This window comes from Nonomuraea sp. NPDC048881 (assembly GCF_040649795.1).
Taxonomy (GTDB): Bacteria; Actinomycetota; Actinomycetes; order Streptosporangiales; family Streptosporangiaceae; genus Nonomuraea.
On the sequence record NZ_JBEZGC010000007.1, the window covers coordinates 346,898 to 363,044 of the forward strand.

General features: G+C 72.9%; 18 protein-coding genes. 12 read left to right on the forward strand and 6 right to left on the reverse strand.

Translation table 11 applies throughout. From position 1 onward, the window contains the following. Nucleotides 1-22 precede the first annotated feature (22 nt). From AB0C33_RS26515 to AB0C33_RS26525, 3 genes are read left to right on the forward strand one after another with little or no spacing between them, the layout of a single operon-like run. Complete coding sequence (locus AB0C33_RS26515) at nucleotides 23-1,483, forward strand: aldehyde dehydrogenase (RefSeq protein WP_358292433.1); 1,461 nt, start codon at nucleotides 23-25, stop codon at nucleotides 1,481-1,483. Continuing rightward, nucleotides 1,476-2,384: a 3,4-dihydroxyphenylacetate 2,3-dioxygenase gene (locus AB0C33_RS26520; RefSeq protein ID WP_358292435.1), complete on the forward strand. Its 909-nt coding sequence runs from the start codon at nucleotides 1,476-1,478 to the stop codon at nucleotides 2,382-2,384. Before AB0C33_RS26515 ends, AB0C33_RS26520 begins: the two co-directional genes overlap by 8 nt. Continuing rightward, entirely contained in the window at nucleotides 2,377-3,225 is an 849-nt protein-coding gene (locus AB0C33_RS26525; protein WP_358292438.1) for a fumarylacetoacetate hydrolase family protein, read from the forward strand. The genes AB0C33_RS26520 and AB0C33_RS26525 overlap by 8 nt, the downstream gene beginning before the upstream one ends. 82 nt (nucleotides 3,226-3,307) lie before the next feature. Here AB0C33_RS26525 and AB0C33_RS26530 read toward each other — a convergent pair whose 3' ends face one another. From AB0C33_RS26530 to AB0C33_RS26540, 3 genes are read right to left on the reverse strand one after another with little or no spacing between them, the layout of a single operon-like run. After that, a complete protein-coding gene (locus tag AB0C33_RS26530; RefSeq protein ID WP_358292441.1) occupies nucleotides 3,308-3,760 on the reverse strand; it encodes a GNAT family N-acetyltransferase in 453 nt (150 codons plus the stop codon). Continuing rightward, nucleotides 3,738-4,472, reverse strand: coding sequence for a gamma-glutamyl-gamma-aminobutyrate hydrolase family protein (locus AB0C33_RS26535; RefSeq protein WP_358292443.1), 735 nt, complete (start codon nucleotides 4,470-4,472; stop codon nucleotides 3,738-3,740). The genes AB0C33_RS26530 and AB0C33_RS26535 overlap by 23 nt, the downstream gene beginning before the upstream one ends. Then, nucleotides 4,469-5,947 (reverse strand): aldehyde dehydrogenase, encoded by a 1,479-nt coding sequence (locus AB0C33_RS26540; protein ID WP_358292444.1) that lies wholly within the window; start codon nucleotides 5,945-5,947, stop codon nucleotides 4,469-4,471. The genes AB0C33_RS26535 and AB0C33_RS26540 overlap by 4 nt, the downstream gene beginning before the upstream one ends. Nucleotides 5,948-6,174: 227 nt before the next feature. Between AB0C33_RS26540 and AB0C33_RS26545 the strand changes: the two genes are divergently transcribed. After that, nucleotides 6,175-6,801, forward strand: a complete 627-nt coding sequence (locus tag AB0C33_RS26545) for a hypothetical protein (RefSeq protein WP_358292447.1) — start codon at nucleotides 6,175-6,177, stop codon at nucleotides 6,799-6,801. Nucleotides 6,802-6,910: 109 nt separating this feature from the next. On the opposite strand, the gene AB0C33_RS26550 is transcribed toward AB0C33_RS26545, so the two are convergent. After that, nucleotides 6,911-7,057: a hypothetical protein gene (locus AB0C33_RS26550; protein ID WP_358292450.1), complete on the reverse strand. Its 147-nt coding sequence runs from the start codon at nucleotides 7,055-7,057 to the stop codon at nucleotides 6,911-6,913. 176 nt (nucleotides 7,058-7,233) lie between these two features. Between AB0C33_RS26550 and AB0C33_RS26555 the strand changes: the two genes are divergently transcribed. Further along, nucleotides 7,234-7,590, forward strand: coding sequence for a hypothetical protein (locus AB0C33_RS26555; protein WP_358292453.1), 357 nt, complete (start codon nucleotides 7,234-7,236; stop codon nucleotides 7,588-7,590). Here the strand turns inward: AB0C33_RS26555 and AB0C33_RS26560 are convergent. Next, complete coding sequence (locus tag AB0C33_RS26560) at nucleotides 7,554-8,456, reverse strand: polysaccharide deacetylase family protein (protein WP_358292455.1); 903 nt, start codon at nucleotides 8,454-8,456, stop codon at nucleotides 7,554-7,556. The genes AB0C33_RS26555 and AB0C33_RS26560 overlap by 37 nt on opposite strands. A 224-nt stretch (nucleotides 8,457-8,680) precedes the next feature. On the opposite strand from AB0C33_RS26560, the gene AB0C33_RS26565 reads away from it, so the two are divergent. After that, nucleotides 8,681-9,859, forward strand: a complete 1,179-nt coding sequence (locus tag AB0C33_RS26565) for an Ig-like domain-containing protein (protein WP_358292457.1) — start codon at nucleotides 8,681-8,683, stop codon at nucleotides 9,857-9,859. Between the two features lie 81 nt (nucleotides 9,860-9,940). Then, on the forward strand, nucleotides 9,941-10,630 hold the full coding sequence (locus AB0C33_RS26570; protein ID WP_358292460.1) for a hypothetical protein: 690 nt from the start codon (nucleotides 9,941-9,943) through the stop codon (nucleotides 10,628-10,630). A 176-nt stretch (nucleotides 10,631-10,806) separates the two neighbouring features. Here AB0C33_RS26570 and AB0C33_RS26575 read toward each other — a convergent pair whose 3' ends face one another. After that, nucleotides 10,807-11,001 (reverse strand): hypothetical protein, encoded by a 195-nt coding sequence (locus AB0C33_RS26575; RefSeq protein ID WP_358292463.1) that lies wholly within the window; start codon nucleotides 10,999-11,001, stop codon nucleotides 10,807-10,809. A 434-nt stretch (nucleotides 11,002-11,435) separates the two neighbouring features. Between AB0C33_RS26575 and AB0C33_RS26580 the strand changes: the two genes are divergently transcribed. The 5 genes from AB0C33_RS26580 to AB0C33_RS26600 are packed head-to-tail and all read left to right on the forward strand — an operon-like array spanning nucleotide 11,436 to nucleotide 16,134. Next, complete coding sequence (locus tag AB0C33_RS26580; protein ID WP_358292465.1) at nucleotides 11,436-12,455, forward strand: ABC transporter substrate-binding protein; 1,020 nt, start codon at nucleotides 11,436-11,438, stop codon at nucleotides 12,453-12,455. Continuing rightward, on the forward strand, nucleotides 12,452-13,288 hold the full coding sequence (locus AB0C33_RS26585) for an ABC transporter ATP-binding protein (RefSeq protein WP_358292467.1): 837 nt from the start codon (nucleotides 12,452-12,454) through the stop codon (nucleotides 13,286-13,288). Before AB0C33_RS26580 ends, AB0C33_RS26585 begins: the two co-directional genes overlap by 4 nt. Then, a complete protein-coding gene (locus AB0C33_RS26590) occupies nucleotides 13,281-14,282 on the forward strand; it encodes an ABC transporter permease (protein ID WP_358292469.1) in 1,002 nt (333 codons plus the stop codon). Before AB0C33_RS26585 ends, AB0C33_RS26590 begins: the two co-directional genes overlap by 8 nt. Continuing rightward, the gene (locus AB0C33_RS26595) at nucleotides 14,279-15,610 is read left to right on the forward strand and encodes an LLM class flavin-dependent oxidoreductase (RefSeq protein WP_358292471.1); all 1,332 of its coding nucleotides are present in this window, start codon (nucleotides 14,279-14,281) and stop codon (nucleotides 15,608-15,610) included. Before AB0C33_RS26590 ends, AB0C33_RS26595 begins: the two co-directional genes overlap by 4 nt. Then, nucleotides 15,607-16,134 carry an NAD(P)H-dependent oxidoreductase gene (locus AB0C33_RS26600; protein WP_358292473.1) on the forward strand — a complete coding sequence of 176 codons (528 nt, stop codon included), beginning with the start codon at nucleotides 15,607-15,609 and terminating at the stop codon, nucleotides 16,132-16,134. The genes AB0C33_RS26595 and AB0C33_RS26600 overlap by 4 nt, the downstream gene beginning before the upstream one ends. Nucleotides 16,135-16,147: the final 13 nt, after the last annotated feature.

The window sequence follows — 16,147 nt, forward strand, 5'->3', positions numbered from 1 at the left end:
CTTGAGATTGGAAGCACCCGACATGTCCGAACAGATCACCGTCGCCGGGGTCACCGTCGACACCCGCCACTGGATCGGCGGCCGGCGCGTCGCCTCCGCGCGCACGTTCACCGACCTCTCGCCCATCGACGGCGCCGCGCTCGGCGAGATCGCCCGCGGCGGCCCCGACGAGGTGCACGCCGCCGTCACCGCCGCCCAGGACGCCTTCCCCGGTTGGGCCGCCACCCCGCGCGCCGGCCGGGCCGCCGTGCTGCGGGCCATCGCCGACGGCGTCGAGAAGCGGCTGGAGGAGCTGGCCGCCGTCGAGACCCGCGACAACGGCGCCCTGCTGCGCTCGCACCGCCGCGGCGTCATGCCGCGCGTGGCGCACAACTTCCGCTTCTTCGCCGACTGGCTGGAGGGCCTCGGCCACGACGACTTCGACACCCGCGGCCACGCCAACCACGTCTCCTGGGACCCGGCCGGCCCCTGCGCCCTGATCACGCCGTGGAACGCGCCGCTCATGCTGGCCACCTGGAAGATCGCCCCCGCGCTCGCCGCCGGGAACACGGTGGTGCTCAAGCCCGCCGAGTGGTCGCCGCTCACCGCCTCCCTGCTGGCCGACGTCGCCGCCGCGGCCGGGCTGCCGGACGGCGTGCTCAACGTCGTCCAGGGGTTCGGCGAGGAGGCCGGGCAGGCCCTGGTCGAGCACCACGGCGTGCGCCGCGTCAGTTTCACCGGCTCGGTGCCGACCGCGCGGCGCATCGCCCGCTCGGCCGCCGCCAACCTCACCCCGCTCAGCCTGGAGCTGGGCGGCAAGTCGCCGCTGCTGGTCTTCGCCGACGCCGACCTCGACCTCGCCGTTGACCTGGCCGTCGAGCAGTACGACAACGCCGGGCAGGTCTGCCTGGCCGCCACCCGGCTGCTGGTCGAGGCGCCGATCGCCGAGGAGTTCGTCCGCCGTTTCACCGAGCGGGCCACGGCCCTGGTCCAGGGCGACCCGCGCGACAAGGCCACCGACGTCGGCCCCAACATCCACCCGCGCCAGGTGGAGAAGATCGACGGGTTCGTCCGGCGGGCCCTCGCGGCCGGGGCGCGCGCCGTCATCGGCGGCGAGCGCGGCGACGGCCTGTACTACCGGCCCACCCTGCTCACCGACGTGGCCCAGGACAGCGAGATCGTCCAGGAGGAGGTCTTCGGCCCGGTGCTCACGCTGCAGACGTTCGAGACCGAGGAGGAGGCCGTCCGGCTGGCCAACGACACCCGCTTCGGCCTGGCCGCCACCGTCGCGACCGGCGACCGCGAGCGCGCCCGCCGGGTCACCGAACGGCTGGTGGCGGGCACGGTGTGGGTCAACTGCTTCTTCGTGCGCGACCTGCGCGCGCCCTTCGGCGGCTCCCGCGAGTCCGGCGTCGGCCGCGAGGGCGGCACCTGGAGCTTCGACTTCTACTGCGACCTGAAGAACACCGTCACCGCGCCGAAGGGCTGGAACGACCATGGGTGAGATCGTCGGTGCCGGCCTGCTGGCGCACGTCCCCACCATCGTGCTGCCCGAGCCCACCCGGCTGGAGCTGAACGAGGGCAAGGAGATCACCCTCGTCACCGGCCTGCGCGAGCTGCGCCGGGACGTCTTCGAGCGCGACGACTACGACACCGTCGTGGTGCTGGACTCCCACTGGGCCACCACGGTCGAGTTCGTGGTCACCGCCCAGGCGCGCCGGGCCGGGTTGTACACCTCCGAGGAGCTGCCGCGCGGCATGTGCCGGATGCCGTACGACTTCCCCGGCGACCCCGAGCTGGCCCGCAACGTGGCCTCCTTCGCGGACCGGCACGGCACCTGGATCACCCCCATCGACGACGAGTACCTGCCGATCTACTACGCCACCACCAACCTGTGGAAGTACCTCGGCGAGGGCCTGCCCGGCAAACGCTGGGTGAGCATCGGCGTCTGCCAGACCGGCGACATGGAGGACCACCTGCGGCTCGGCCGCGCGCTGGCCGACGGCGTCGCGGCCACCGACCGCCGGGTGCTGGTGATCGCCTCCGGCGCGCTGTCGCACACGTTCTGGCCGCTGCGCGAGCTGCGCGACCACGAGTCCAGCGATCCGCGGCACGTCTTCACCCCCGAGGCCCGCGCCGCCGACCTGCGGCGCATCGAATGGTTCCGGCAGGGCCGGCACGACGAGGTCCTGCGCACGATGCCGGAGTTCCGGACGTACAAGCCCGAGGCCCGCTTCCACCACTACGTCATGCTGGCCGGCGCCCTCGGCGAGGAGCGCTGCACGGCCCCCGCCCGCCAGTACGGCGAGTACGAGAACTCCGTCGGCACCGGCCAGGCCCTGCTCTGGTTCGACCGCCCGTCCGGCGGCTGGACCGCACCCCGACAGGAGAACGCCCATGCCTGAGTACCGCCGCGTCCTGCTGGACGGCGCCGTCACCGAGACCGTCCGCGACGGGGACGAGCTCGTCGCCGCGGACGGCCGCCGGATCGGCGCCGACGAGGCCGCGCACCTGCCGCCGGTCGTCCCCACGAAGATCATCGCGGTGCACCTGAACCACCGCAGCCGGGTCGAGGAGTTCCGGACCCGGCTGCCGGACGCGCCGACCTACTTCCACAAGCCCACCTCCTCGCTCAACTCCCACCGGGGCGCGGTCGTGCGGCCCGAGGGCTGCAAGTGGCTCAACTACGAGGGCGAGATCGCCATCGTCATCGGCCGGACCTGCCGCAACATCGCCCCCTCCGAGGCCGGCGCGCACATCGCGGGCTACACCGTGGCCAACGACTTCGGGCTGCACGACTTCCGCGACACCGACGCCGGCTCGATGCTGCGCGTCAAGGGCTCCGACACGCTCTGCCCGCTCGGCCCCGGCCTGGTGACCGGCTGGGACTTCCGCGGCAAACGCCTGCGCACGTACGTCAACGGCGAGGTCGTCCAGGACGGCAACACCGACGAGATGACCTGGGACATGCACTACCTGGTCGCCGACATCGCCCGGACGATCACCCTCTTCCCCGGCGACGTGCTGCTGTCGGGCACCCCGGCGGGCTCGCGGCCCGTCCGGCCGGGGGACGTCGTCGAGGTCGAGGCCGAAGGGCTCGGCCGGCTGACCAACCACGTCGTCACCGGGCCGGTGCCGATCCGCTCCGACGTCGGCGCGCAGCCGACGGAGTCGGAGGAGGTGCGCTCGACCGCCCTCGGCGGCGACTGGGAGTTCCGCGGCATCCGCCCGCCACACCGCTCGTAGCGTCGGGGGCGGCGGCCCGCCGCTGGTGAGCCGCGGGGCGCCTGTGAGCGTCCGGGGGCGGCGGCCCGTCGTCCCCCGGAACTCACAGGGGGTGGCTGAGGATGCGGCGGCCCTCGTCACGGAAGCCGCGCTTGCCGTAGTAGGCGAACAGGTGGCTCACGTCGGCGCCGTTCGGGGCGATCACGATCTCCAGGGCCGTGCAGCCCTGGGCGGCGGCCCACCGGCGGCTGTCCTCGATCAGCCGCTCCGCCTCGCCCCGCCGCCGTGCCCCCGGCGCGACGAACAGGTCCTCCAGCTCGGCGTACAGCCCCTGCTCCAGCCCGAACGTGGTCGTGGTGATGCCGAACGCGACCAGCCGCCCCTCGCCTTCGCCCTCGCTCTCGCTCACCGCGACCCGGACGCCGGGCGCGGCGATCAGCCTGGCGAGGTTGGCCTTCAGCGTCTGCGCCGGGGTGGTGAAGCCGTCCTCGGCGTAGAAGGCGACGGCGAGGTCGTGGAGTGCGGGCAGGTCCTCAGGGACGGCGGCGCGGATCATGACAGCCATGATGCCCCGACTCGCGGACGAGCGCGTCGAACAGGGCCTGCTGGGCCGGATCGCGATGGGCGGTGTCCTCGGGATGCCACTGCACGGCGGCGAACCAGCCGGGCGCGCCGTCGAGCTCAACGGCCTCCACCGTGCCGTCGGCGGCGTGCGCGGCGGGGGACAGGCCGTCGCCGAGCCGCTCGACCCGCTGGTGGTGGAAGCAGGACGCCTCCACCTTCGCCGTCCCGGCCGCGCGTTCCAGCAGGGTGCCGGGGCGCAGCGACACCGGGTGCACGACGTGCCGGTGGCCGCCCTCGGGGCCGCCCATGTCCTGCTCCAGCGTGCCGCCGAGGGCCACGTTGACGACCTGGAGGCCGCGGCAGATCGCCAGCGTGGGCAGCCCGGCGGCCAGGGCGTGGCGGGCCAGGGCCAGGTCGAAGGCGTCCTGGTCGTCGTCCACGTCGTAGACGTCCTGGTGGGTGTCGGGGGCGCCGTAGCGGTGGGGGGCCACGTCGCCGCCGCCGGGCAGGAGCAGGCCGTCGAACCTGGCCATCCGGGCCGCCGCGCCGTCCACGCCGTCGGTGGCCGCCGGGTGGATCGTGGCCGGTTCGCCGCCCGCTCGCCACACGGCCTCCACCAGGGCGCGGGCGCTCACCTCGGCGGCGTGGCGCAGGGCCGAGGCGGTGGCGGAGAAGCGGGCGGGGATCGCGATCAGCGGTCTCACAGCTGGATCCAGGTGGTCTTGAGCTCGGTGTACTTCTCCAGCGCGTGCGCCGACTTGTCGCGGCCGTTGCCCGACTGCCGCATGCCGCCGAAGGGCACGGTCAGGTCGCCCTCCTCGTAGCAGTTGACCCAGACGGTGCCCGCCCTCAGCGCGCGGGCGACGCGGTGCGCGGTGCCCAGGTCGGAGGTCCACAGGCCGGCCGCGAGGCCGTACTCGGTGTCGTTGGCCAGGCGGACGGCCTCCTCGACGTCGTCGAAGGCCAGCACGGACAGCACCGGGCCGAAGATCTCCTCCCTGGCCAGCCGGGAGCCGGGGTCCACCCGGTCGAAGACGGTGGGTTCGAGGTAGGCGCCGCCGGTGCCGGCCAGGATCCGGCCGCCGCCCGTACGCAGCCGCGCGCCCTCGGCGAGACCGGCCTCGACGTGGCCGCGCACCCGTTCCAGGTGGGCCTCGCCGACCAGGGCGCCCATCTCCGTGGCCGGGTCGAGCGGGTCGCCGACGCGCAGCGCGCGGGCGCGGGCGACCACGGCCTCCGTCACCCGGTCGGCCACCGACCGGTGGACCAGCAGGCGGGACGGCGCGGTGCACATCTCGCCCTGGTTGAAGAAGATGCCCCAGGCGGCGGTGGCCGCGGCGGCCTCCAGGTCGGGGGCGTCGGGAAGGATGATGTTGGGCGACTTGCCGCCCAGCTCCAGCCACACGCGCTTGAGGTTGGAGTCGGCCGAGTAACGCAGGAAGTGCCGCCCGACGGCGGTGGAGCCGGTGAAGGCCAGCACGTCCACGCCGGGGTGCAGGCCGAGCGCCCGCCCGGCGGTGGGGCCGTCGCCGGCGACCACGTTGAGCACGCCCGGCGGCAGCCCCGCCTCGGTGGCCAGCCGTCCCAGCTCCAGGGCCGACAGCGGCGACAGCTCCGACGGCTTGAGCACGACCGTGCACCCCGCGGCCAGGGCGGGGGCCACCTTCCACGAGGCCAGCGTGAGCGGGAAGTTCCACGGCACGACCGCGCCGACGACCCCGGCGGGCTCGCGGGTGACCAGGGCGAGGGCGTCGGCGGGCACGTGCGGGGCCTCGTCGGCCAGCTTGCCGGCCAGCTCGCCGTACCAGCGGAAGGTGGTGATCGCGGCGCGCAGCTCGATGTCGTGCGCGTCGATGATCGGCTTGCCCATCTCCAGGCTGACGAGCAGCGCCAGGTGCTCGCGCCGCTCCTCGATCAGGGACGCCAGCCGAACCAGCGCCCGCCCGCGCTCGGCGGGCGCCATCCGCGGCCACGGCCCGGAGTCGAACGCCCGCCGCGCCGCCGACACCGCGAGCCCGACCTCCGCCTCGCCGCCGTCGGCCACCTCGGCCAGCACCCGGCCGTCGCGCGGCGAGCGCGCCGTGAAGGACGCGCCGCCGGGCTCGTCGGCGCCGTCGATGTGGTGCGCGGACGGCGGCGCGACCGCCGCGGCCCGGCTCAGCCATTCCTCGTGGGTCACGACGCGCCCCGCTCCCCGGCGGCCACCGCTTGTTCGGTGGCGAACGTCTGGTCGAGCGTCGGCATGTCGCCGTTGACCGGCATCGTCGGCCCTTCTGTCGCGGACGGGTGCTTCGAAAATGTACGGTCCCAAACGATTAGTCGTCAATGGCCTGCCGCCGCGTGCGGGGAACCGGGCCCGGTGGCCCGCTCGTTGGCCGGTCGTCACTCCGAGTCCGTGGAGGATCCTTGTTACGACTCGCCTGCCTCGCGCTCGTCGCCGTCCTGGCCGCCGGCTGCACCGTCGCCGACACCGGTCCGCCGGCCGCGCCGGAGGAGACCGAAGAGGTCATCGACGACGAGCCCGACGGCGAGTCCGACGCCGCGGCGCAGGACGAGTCCGTCCGCATCGCCGTCTGCGTGGACACCGGCACGCAGGCCAGGGCCGACTACCGCCCGTGCGAGGACGAGCGCCGGGGCTACGCCTGGTACTTCTACGCCGGCGACGCCACCGTCCCCGCGGTGGGCAAGCGGGCCGACGGCGGCACCTACGAGGACCTCGGCGACGACGAGCTCACCAAGGCGTCGCCGCAGGGCGGCCCCGGCGCCGAGACCGCCATCGAGACGCCCTCGGAGTGGGTCGAGGTGTGCGTCGCGAAGCCGTCCCGGCGGCGCGTGGTCAACAACTTCTGCGAGGACCGGCAGGGCGGCTACGGCTGGTACTACATCGCCATCGACGGCCGCGTGCCGCCCGTCGGCGAGCGGGCCGACAACGGCGCCTTCAGGTTCTACGGCGGCGACAGCTACCGGGCCCGCGAGTCGGGCGGCGACGCGGCGGACGCCGCGATCGGCTACGAGGAGACCGTCGAGGAGTAGGGCCCACAGGCCGGAAGCCCGAGCTGCTCAACCGCCGCATCATCGTGCACCCGGCCGACCCGACGAAGGTCACCTACGACGACCGCGACACGCCGTTCAGCCTGACGAGCTACCAGGAGATGGACCGGGTCACGGCCGAATGGCGGCGGCCGGCCGAGCGGGCCGCCCGCGTCCGGGTGCCGCTCACCGTCACCGGGCCGGGCGGGACGAGCGTGACGGTCAAGGTGGTCGTGGACAACCCGGCGGGCCCGGTCAAGGGGTTCGTCGAGGCTGGCGGGCAGGTCGCCGTCGACGCCGCGCACCACGACCGGGCCGTGGGCGCCTGGCGGACCATCCCCGACCTCGGCCGCAGCTCAGACGGCGTGACCCCGCTCCCGGTGACCGCCCCGCGGGTCACCCCCCGGCGGGGACAGCCCGCGGCTGGAGTACACGATGACGCTGTTCACGGACGGTCAGGTCAAGGTCTCGGCGCTGCCGTCGCCGCGCAACAACGTCCTGCCGTCGGACGGGCTCAGCTACGCCGTCTCCATCGACGACCAGCCGCCCCGGACGGTGAACGTCACGGCCGTGACCGGCGCCGACGGCACGACCATGAACCGCCAGTGGGAGCGCAACACGTCCGACAACGTCAACGAGACCACGACCGTGCACACGGTCACTGCTCCGGGCAGGCCCGTGCTGAAGTTCTGGATGGCGGACCCGACCGTCGTCCTGCAGCGGCTCGTGGTGGACACCGGCGGGCGCCTGCCCGGCTACCTGGAGCCGCCGGAGAGCCGGCGGGCGTTGTAGACGACCTTCGGCGGCCGGCCGCCGAACAGCTCGCTGACCGTGACGAACCGGTAGCCGCGGGCGGACAGGCCCCTCAGCACCCGCGGGAGGGCCTTGACCGTGGTCGGGTGGATGTCGTGGAACAGGATGACGCTGCCGGGGCGGACCCGCTTGAGCGAGACGCGGGCCACCCTGGCGCTGTCGCGGTAGCGCCAGTCGAGGGTGTCCACGCTCCACAGGACCAGCGGCCGGTGCGCCTGCCGCCGCACGTCGCCGTCCGTCGCGCCGTACGGGGGACGCACCAGGCCGGGCACGACGCCCGCGGCCGACTTCACGGCCTGGTCGGTGCGGGCGAGCTGGGACCTGATCGCGGCCGGCGACAGCCGGGTCAGGTCGGGGTGGGACCAGGTGTGGTTGCCCAGCTCGTGCCCCGCCTCGACCGTGCGGCGCACCACGTCGGGGTGGAGGCCGACGTTCTGTCCGACGACGAAGAACGTGGCGTGGGCCCGGTACTTCGCCAGGTGGCGCAGCAGCGTCCCGGTGTAGGGCCCCGGGCCGTCGTCGAAGGTGAGCGCCACGCACTTGACCTTGCGGCAGTCGGGCTTGCCCGCCTCGGCGGGCTCGGCGGGTTTGGCGGGCCCCGTGGGCTCGGCGGTCTCGGTGGGCTCGGCGGACGGCCCGGTCCGGTCCGGCTTGTGGCCGGGCTTGCGGTCCTGCTTGTGGTCCGGCTTGTGGTCGGGCTTCGGCTCAGGGGAGGCCGACGGCGCCGGGTGGGTGGGGGAGGGCGTGGGGTGGGCGGGGGTGGCCCCCATGAGCGCGGTCGTGACGGCCAGTGTCGCCGCGGTCATCCCGATACCGGACAGGTACCGCTTCATGCCGCCGTTCATGACGTTCCCCCTCATGCACCGCCCCCGGTGCGTCATCCCCTGAGACCGGCCCAGAAGGACCGTTCCAGAGAGTTGGACACCAGATCGGCCCGCAAGGTTCGCAAGAGTGGTCATCGGCGGATGAAGGTTTCTCCCATGCTCATTGGGCAGAAGTGTCCGCACGTGACAGCGCAGACCGTTCAATGAAGAAGTTGACGCCTTGTCAGGCACGGGAGGCATCGAGGATGCGGAACGGCCGGACCAGTACGACGCTCGCCCTCGCGGGGCTCCTGCTCGCCGGATGCGCCTCCGGCGGCGGCGGCGCCCAGCCACCGGGCGGCCCGCCGCAGGCCGAGGGCCCGGTGGCCAAGCTCGCGATCACCCCGGCGGACGGCGCCAAGAAGGTCGCCCCCGACACCGGGATCAGCGTGCGGGTCACCGGCGGCAAGGTCACCAAGGTGACCGTCGCCGACGCCAAGGGACGCCAGGTGACCGGCTCGACGGCGGCCGACGGCACCTGGCGGCCACGGTGGCCGCTGCGCCCGGCGACGTCGTACACGGTGAGCGCGCAGGCCACCGGCACCGACGGCAAGGCCGTCACCGGGCGGTCGTCCTTCACCACGCTCAAGCCCAGGCGGGCCCTGCAGAGCGGCATGTCGCCGCTGGACGGCGAGAAGGTCGGCGTCGGGATGCCGGTCCAGCTGCTGCTGTCCCACCCGGTCACCTCCAGGCAGGCCCGCGCGGCGGTCGAGCGCTCGCTGGTGGTGGAGATGTCCGAGCCGGTCGAAGGCGCGTGGAGCTGGGTGAGCGACCGCGAGGTGCAGTTCCGGCCGCGTGAGTACTGGCCGGTGGGGGAGAAGGTCAAGGTCGTCGCCCACCTGGCCGGGCTGCGCGCGGGCGAGGACCTGTGGGGGACCAGGGACCGCAGCCTGTCCTTCACCGTCGGCCCCCGGCACGTCACCAAGGTGGACGCCGACCGCCACCGGGCCGTCGTCACCGCGGACGGCAAGGTCGTCCGGACGATCCCCGTCAGCCTGGGCAAACCCGGCGACGACAGCTACTCCGGCACCATGATCGCCCAGGAGAAGGCCGCGGAGACCGTCATGGACTCGGCCACCATCGGGGAGCCGGGCGAGTACCGGATCAAGACCAAGTGGAACGTCCGGATGACCTACAGCGGCACCTTCTTCCACGCCGCGCCCTGGTCGACGGGCGCGCAGGGCAACTCCAACGTCAGCCACGGCTGCGTCAACGCCAGCCCCGCCGACGCCCGCTGGTTCTACGACTTCACCCAGCGCGGCGACGTCATCCAGGTCACGGGCACCTCGCGCAAGCTGCGATTCGGCAACGGCCCGACCCCGTGGGCCAAGTCGTGGACGGAATGGCTCGCCGGCAGCGCCACGGGCAAACCCGTGACCGGCTAGACCGTCATCTGACGGCAGGACCTGCGCGAACATCAGAATGTCGCCTTGCCCGCGGGGGCCCGCACCACGATCATGTCGCCAATGGACGCCGACGTACCCCTGGACTACTACCTGATCTACGCCGCCGACCGTGGCCGCGGAACACTTCCCCTGGGCATCCTGGTCGAGGAGTTCGTGCTCTGCGACGACTACACCGCCGCGGGCATCGACTGCGCGGAATGGACCGCCGAGTGCGGCGAGTGGCGCGAGTCGCCCGGATCCAGCCGGGCCATCCGCGCCGACCCCGCGCTGCGCGACCGGGTGCTGCCCGTGACCCGGCGCGACGCCCGCGAGACCTACTCGATGCTCGGCGGCGGCGCGCTGCCGGAGGAGGCCGAGCTGCGGGCCTTCTTCCAGTACCGCCAGGCGCTCCCCGCCGCGGCCCCGCTCGACCTGGGCGGCTCCCCTTCGGCGCAGACCCGGCGCTACCGCATCCTGTTCGCGGGCGAGCTCGGCGAGCGCGGCCTGGCGAACGTGAGCACCGTCCTGCGCCTGGAGCCGCCGCGGGAGAACCCGCGGGCCAGGATCGCCGGCACCGCCACGGCGACCGCCGCCGGACACACCTTCACCTGGGAGCTGCGGCGCATCGGCCCCGGCATCGCCTGGTGCCTGGACGTCACCGTACGCCTGAGCGCCGGCCCGCTGGCCGCCATCGGCGCCCTGCTCCACCACCACCGGCAGGCGATCCGCGGCCAGGGCCTGATCCCGGTCACGATCGAACGCTTCGCCTGACCCCGGACAGCGGGGAAGTCGCCTGGTGCGTGGCCGGTCAGGGGAAGGGCCGGGGACGGCGTTCGCGTGGCGTGCGGCCGGTCAGGGGAAGGGCCGGAGGGAGCCGTTCGCGCGGCGTGCGGCCGGTCAGGATGACCGGCCGCCGCCGCGCCCTTACGGGCGGACCGGTGCCGTGATCACCGGCCGCCGGCGCGGCGCGGCGCGGGCGTGCTGTCGTCGAACGCGGCGAACACCTCGTCCTCCGGCGCCGATTCGAGCAGTTCGAGCAGCTCCATGGCGATGACGGAGTTGCCGAGTTCCGCCGGCCGCGCGGGTGCGAGCACGGACAGGTCGACGAGGTCCTGGTGGTGGGTGACGATCCGCGGTGCCATGGCTGCTCCTTCATCGGCTCCGGCCTGCCCGTGGCGTTCCTGGTGCGAGGCGAAGTGCTCGACAGGCAGGTCTCACATTGACGGACTTTCGCCGGCCCGCCAATGCCCTTCCGGCCCACCGCCGTGCCGAACGGGTGATCCGGCGTGCCGTAAGGCCGGGCAGCGCCTCGCTGACCAGGCCCGTCACGCCCGCCGTTCCCTCTGCGGAAATGGCATTCCCATCCGGCATGGTCCGGGGTTTTCATGTATATCCAGTAGGAAATGTTGACTTAGCGTCCGGGGTTCCGTAGCTTCGTACGCATGAGCCAGGGCCTCTACCTGACCCGGCGCCCGCACGTGGACCACGGCCACGTCGCCAGCGCGCAGTGTCGCTGATCACGCACCTCCGGCAGACCTCCCTACCCCCTGCGCAGTTCTCCCCAGAGGAACTCATCGTGATCAACATCAGACGTGCACTCCTCGCCGTGCTGCTCGCCACCGTGACCGTCGGCTGCGGCGCGGCCGAGGGCTCGGCGAAACCCGGCGAACCGGAGGTGAAGGAGCTCCGCTACCAGGGCAGCGCGGGCAACGTCACCTTCCCCGAACTGGCCGCGGAGCTCGGCTACCTCGGCGACGTCAAGCTCAAGTGGGTGGGCAACACCACCTCGGGGCCGCAGGACATCCAGTCCGCGGCCACCGGCCAGACCGACTTCGGCGGCGCCTTCGACGGCGCCGTCATCAAGCTCAAGGCGGCCAAGGCCCCGATCAAGGCGGTGATCGGCTACTACGGCTCGGACGAGAAGTCGTTCAACGGCTACTACGTCAAGGACGACAGCCCCATCAGAACCGCCCGCGACCTCATCGGCAAGAAGATCGGCGTCAACACCCTCGGCGCCCACCACGAGGCCGTCATCAAGGAGTACCTCAAGCGTCAGGGGCTGACCCCGGCCGAGATCGAGCAGGTCCAGCTCGTGGTCATCCCGCCGGTCAACACCGAGCAGGCGCTGCGGCAGGGGCAGCTCGACGTCGGCACGCTCGGCGGCGTGCTCAAGGACAAGGCGCTCGAACGCGGCGGGCTGCGTCCGCTGTTCACCGACGTCGAGCTGTTCGGGCCGTTCACGGCCGGGTCCGTCGTGCTGCGCGAGGACTTCATCGCCAGGAACCCCGGCACCGTCAGGACCTTCGTGGCCGGCTTCGCCAAGGCCATCGCCTGGGCGCAGACCCACCCGCGCGAGGAGGTCGTCGCCAAGTTCCAGCAGATCATCGCCAAGCGCGGGCGCAACGAGAGCACCGACGTCGTGAAGCTCTGGAAGAGCACCGGCATAGCGGGCAAGGGCGGCGTCATCGACAGCCGGGAGTTCCAGCGGTGGATCGACTGGCTCCAGCGCGAGGGCGAGATCCGTCCTGGCCAGGTCAAGGCCACCGACCTCTACACCAACGAGTTCAACCCCTACGCGAACGGGAGCGGCTCATGACCGCCACGATCAGCGAGACCGGCGTCCAGACCAAGATCGGCATCCGGAACGTCTCCAAGGAGTTCACGGTCAGGGACGCGGGCGAGCCGTTCACCGCCCTGTCCGGGATCGAGCTGGACGTCCGCGAAGGGGAGTTCCTCACGCTCGTCGGGCCGAGCGGCTGCGGCAAGTCCACCCTCCTCGACCTGGTCGCGGGCCTCACCGAGCCGACGTCGGGCCAGATCGTGGTCAACGGCGCGCCCGTCACCGGGCCCGGCCTCGACCGGGGGATCGTCTTCCAGCAGTACGCGCTGTTCCCCTGGCGGACCGCGCTGGCCAACGTGGCCTTCGGGCTGGAGGCCAAGGGCGTGCCCAGGGCCGAGCGTACGGAACGGGCGCGGCGGCACCTGGAACTGGTCGGACTGTCCGGCTTCGAGGACCGCTACCCGCACGAACTGTCGGGCGGCATGCGCCAGCGCGTCGCCATCGCCCGCAGCCTGGCCTTCGACCCCGACGTCCTGCTGATGGACGAGCCGTTCGCCGCGCTCGACGCGCAGACCCGCGAGTCGCTCCAGGAGGAGCTGCTGCGCATCTGGCAGCACACCCGCAAGACCGTCGTGTTCATCACGCACGGCATCGACGAGGCCGTCTACCTGGGGCAACGCGTCGCCGTGATGACCTCCAGACCGGGCCGGATCAAGGAGATCATCGAGGTGGACTTCGACTCGCGCGAGGGGGACCTGCGGGCCGACCCGCGCTTCGGCGAGTACCGGCACCACGTGTGGGGGCTGCTGCGCGACGAGGTCGCCGCGGCGCAGGTGCAGGAGCGGAAGGCGGCGATCCGGCATGACTGACGCCCGCGCCGACGAACGGACGCGTCCCGAGGGCGACGTCCACTGGTACGACATCCCCGACGACGACCCCGACCCCGCCACCCGGGACGAGCCCGCCACCCGGGACGAGCCCGCCGCTGTCCTGTCCACCGCTGTCCGGCCCACCGAGGGGGAGGACCGGAAGGCGGCGTCGGGCGGGACGAGCAGGAAGACGGCCTCGACCGGAACGAGCCGGAAGGCGGCGACGTGGCGGCGGGCGGGCGGGCCGGCGCGGCGGGCGGTGCGGAACTCGGCCGCGATCCTGCTGCTCCTGGCCGCCTGGGAGGTGCTGCCCCGCCTCGGCGTGGTGGACCCCGTGTTCGTGCCCCCGCTGTCGGAGAGCCTGGCCGCCGGCGCGGACCTGCTGCTATCGGGCCGGCTCCCGGAGCACCTGGGGGCGTCGCTGGCGCGCTCGCTGTCCGGGTTCGGGCTGGCGATCGTGCTGGCCATCCCGCTCGGGCTGCTGATCGGCTGGTACAAGCCCGTCGCCGACTTCCTCACCCCGCTGCTGGAGGTGTTCCGCAACACCTCGGCGGTCGCGCTGCTGCCGGTCTTCACGCTCATCCTCGGCATCGGCGAGACGACGAAGGTGGCGTTCGTCCTGTACGCCTGCTCCTGGCCCATCCTGCTCAACACCGTCAGCGGCGTGAAGACCGTCGAACCCCTGCTGATCAAGTCGGCCCGGTCGATGGGCCTCGGCCCGGTGCGGCTGTTCCAGAAGGTGATCCTGCCGGCCGCCGTGCCCACCATCTTCACGGGGGTGCGCCTGGCGGGCGCCTACTCGATCCTCGTGCTGCTGTTCGCCGAGATGGTCGGCGCCAAGGCCGGGCTCGGTTACCTCATCCTCGACGCCCAGTCCAGCTTCCGCATCCCCGACATGTACGCCGGCATCATCACGATCTCCGTGGTCGGCCTGCTGTTCAACCTGCTCCTGATCGGCGTCGAGCGCCGCTTCTCCACCTGGAGGACCACGTGACGAGAAAGCTCCACCTGAACGCCTTCCTCATGGGCGTCGGCCATCACGAGGCCGCCTGGCGGCACCCCCGCACCGAGCCGAGCCGCCTGACCGACGTCCGCCACTACCAGGAGCTGGCCAGGATCGCCGAGCGCGGCAAGCTCGACTCGCTCTTCCTCGCCGACGGCGTGGCGCTGCAGGGCGACGTCCGGCACAACGCGCTCGGCGGGCTGGAGCCGCTCACGCTGCTGGCCGCGCTGGCCTCGGTGACCGACCACATCGGCCTGATCGCGACCGTCTCCACGACGTACAACGAGCCCTTCCACGTGGCGCGCAAGTTCGCCTCCCTCGACCACATCAGCGGCGGCCGGGCCGGCTGGAACATCGTCACCTCCGCCAGCGAGGCCGAGGCGCTCAACTTCGGCGTCGAACGCCCCACGCACGCCGCCCGCTACGCCAGGGCGGACGAGTTCCTGGAGGTGGCAGGCAAGCTCTGGGACAGCTGGGAGGACGACGCCATCCTGGGCGACCGCACCGGCGGCCGCTACGCCGACACCGGCAAGATCCATCCCGTCGAGCACATCGGCCGCCACTTCGCCGTCCGGGGGCCGTTGAACACCTCCCGTTCCCCGCAGGGCCGTCCGTTGCTGGTGCAGGCCGGGTCGTCGGAGGACGGCAAGGAGTTCGCCGCCCGGCACGCCGAGGCCGTCTTCACCGCCCAGCAGACCCTGGAGGAGGGCCAGGAGTTCTACAGCGACCTCAAACGACGGGTGGCCGCCCACGGCAGGCAGCCCGGCGACGTGCTCGTCCTGCCCGGCATCTCGCCGATCATCGGCTCGACCGAACGGGAGGCGCTGCACCTGGAGAAGGAGCTCGAAGACCTGATCATCCCCGCCTACGGCCTGGCCCAGCTCTCCCACCTGACCGGCATCGAGCTGTCCGAGGACGACCTCGACCGGCCGCTCCCGGACGTGGCCGTCGAGACCGAGGGCGCGCAGAGCCGTCGCAAGCTCGTCATCGATCTGGCCAGGCGGGAACGCCTGACGGTCAGGCAGCTGCTCAACCGGCTGGCCGGCGGCCGCGGCCACCGCGTGGTCGCCGGGACGCCCGAGCAGATCGCCGACCAGCTCCAGGAGTGGTTCTTCACCGGGGCCGCCGACGGCTTCAACATCATGCCGCCGCTGCTCCCGTCGGGACTGTCCGACTTCGTGGACCACGTCGTGCCGGAGTTGCAGGTCAGGGGCCTGTTCCGGTACGAGTACGAGGGCCGTACCCTTCGCGACAACTACGGCCTGACCCGGCCCGTCTCCCGGTACGCCGCCGGGCTGGCGGCGGTGGTGGCCGGATGAGCGTCGTCGCGCTGGTCGGCAACCCCCGCGAGGGCTCCAGGACGCGGACCGTGGCCGTGGCGGCCGCCGAGGCCGTCGCACGGCGGCTCGGCCTGCCGGGCGCGCACGACGTGATCGACCTGTCGGCGCTCGGGCCGCACCTGCTCGCCCCCGGGCCCGCGCCCGGCGTGGAGGTGGCGCTGGAGCTGGTCGCCGAGGCGCGGGTGCTGGTGGTGGCCAGCCCCACCTACAAGGGCACGTACACCGGGCTGCTGAAGGCGTTCCTCGACCGGTTGCGGCCGGAGGCGCTGGCCGGGGTGGTGGCGTTGCCGCTGCTGGTCATGGGCGATCCGAAGCACGCGCTGGCGGTCGAGGTGCACCTGCGTCCGCTGCTGGTGGAGCTCGGCGCGACCGTGCCGACACCGGGGCTCGCGGTGCTGGAGTCGCAGGTGCCCGTGCTGGAGGAACTGCTGGGCCGCTGGACGGAGCGGCTTGCGCCGCAGGTGGCCGCGGCCCTGGCCGTCGGCCATCCGGCCACCGCCTGAGGGACGGCGGGCC

Excerpts from the sequence above, each read along its gene's own strand:
- AB0C33_RS26565 (WP_358292457.1), top strand. The coding sequence starts at position 8,681 with ATGCGGAACGGCCGGACCAGTACGACGCTCGCCCTCGCGGGGCTCCTG.
- AB0C33_RS26600 (WP_358292473.1), top strand. The coding sequence starts at position 15,607 with ATGAGCGTCGTCGCGCTGGTCGGCAACCCCCGCGAGGGCTCCAGGACG.
- AB0C33_RS26590 (WP_358292469.1), top strand. The coding sequence starts at position 13,281 with ATGACTGACGCCCGCGCCGACGAACGGACGCGTCCCGAGGGCGACGTC.
- AB0C33_RS26520 (WP_358292435.1), top strand. The coding sequence starts at position 1,476 with ATGGGTGAGATCGTCGGTGCCGGCCTGCTGGCGCACGTCCCCACCATC.
- AB0C33_RS26530 (WP_358292441.1), bottom strand. The coding sequence starts at position 3,760 with ATGATCCGCGCCGCCGTCCCTGAGGACCTGCCCGCACTCCACGACCTC.
- AB0C33_RS26575 (WP_358292463.1), bottom strand. The coding sequence starts at position 11,001 with ATGGCACCGCGGATCGTCACCCACCACCAGGACCTCGTCGACCTGTCC.
- AB0C33_RS26525 (WP_358292438.1), top strand. The coding sequence starts at position 2,377 with ATGCCTGAGTACCGCCGCGTCCTGCTGGACGGCGCCGTCACCGAGACC.
- AB0C33_RS26560 (WP_358292455.1), bottom strand. The coding sequence starts at position 8,456 with ATGAACGGCGGCATGAAGCGGTACCTGTCCGGTATCGGGATGACCGCG.
- AB0C33_RS26515 (WP_358292433.1), top strand. The coding sequence starts at position 23 with ATGTCCGAACAGATCACCGTCGCCGGGGTCACCGTCGACACCCGCCAC.
- AB0C33_RS26585 (WP_358292467.1), top strand. The coding sequence starts at position 12,452 with ATGACCGCCACGATCAGCGAGACCGGCGTCCAGACCAAGATCGGCATC.
- AB0C33_RS26555 (WP_358292453.1), top strand. The coding sequence starts at position 7,234 with ATGACGCTGTTCACGGACGGTCAGGTCAAGGTCTCGGCGCTGCCGTCG.
- AB0C33_RS26570 (WP_358292460.1), top strand. The coding sequence starts at position 9,941 with ATGGACGCCGACGTACCCCTGGACTACTACCTGATCTACGCCGCCGAC.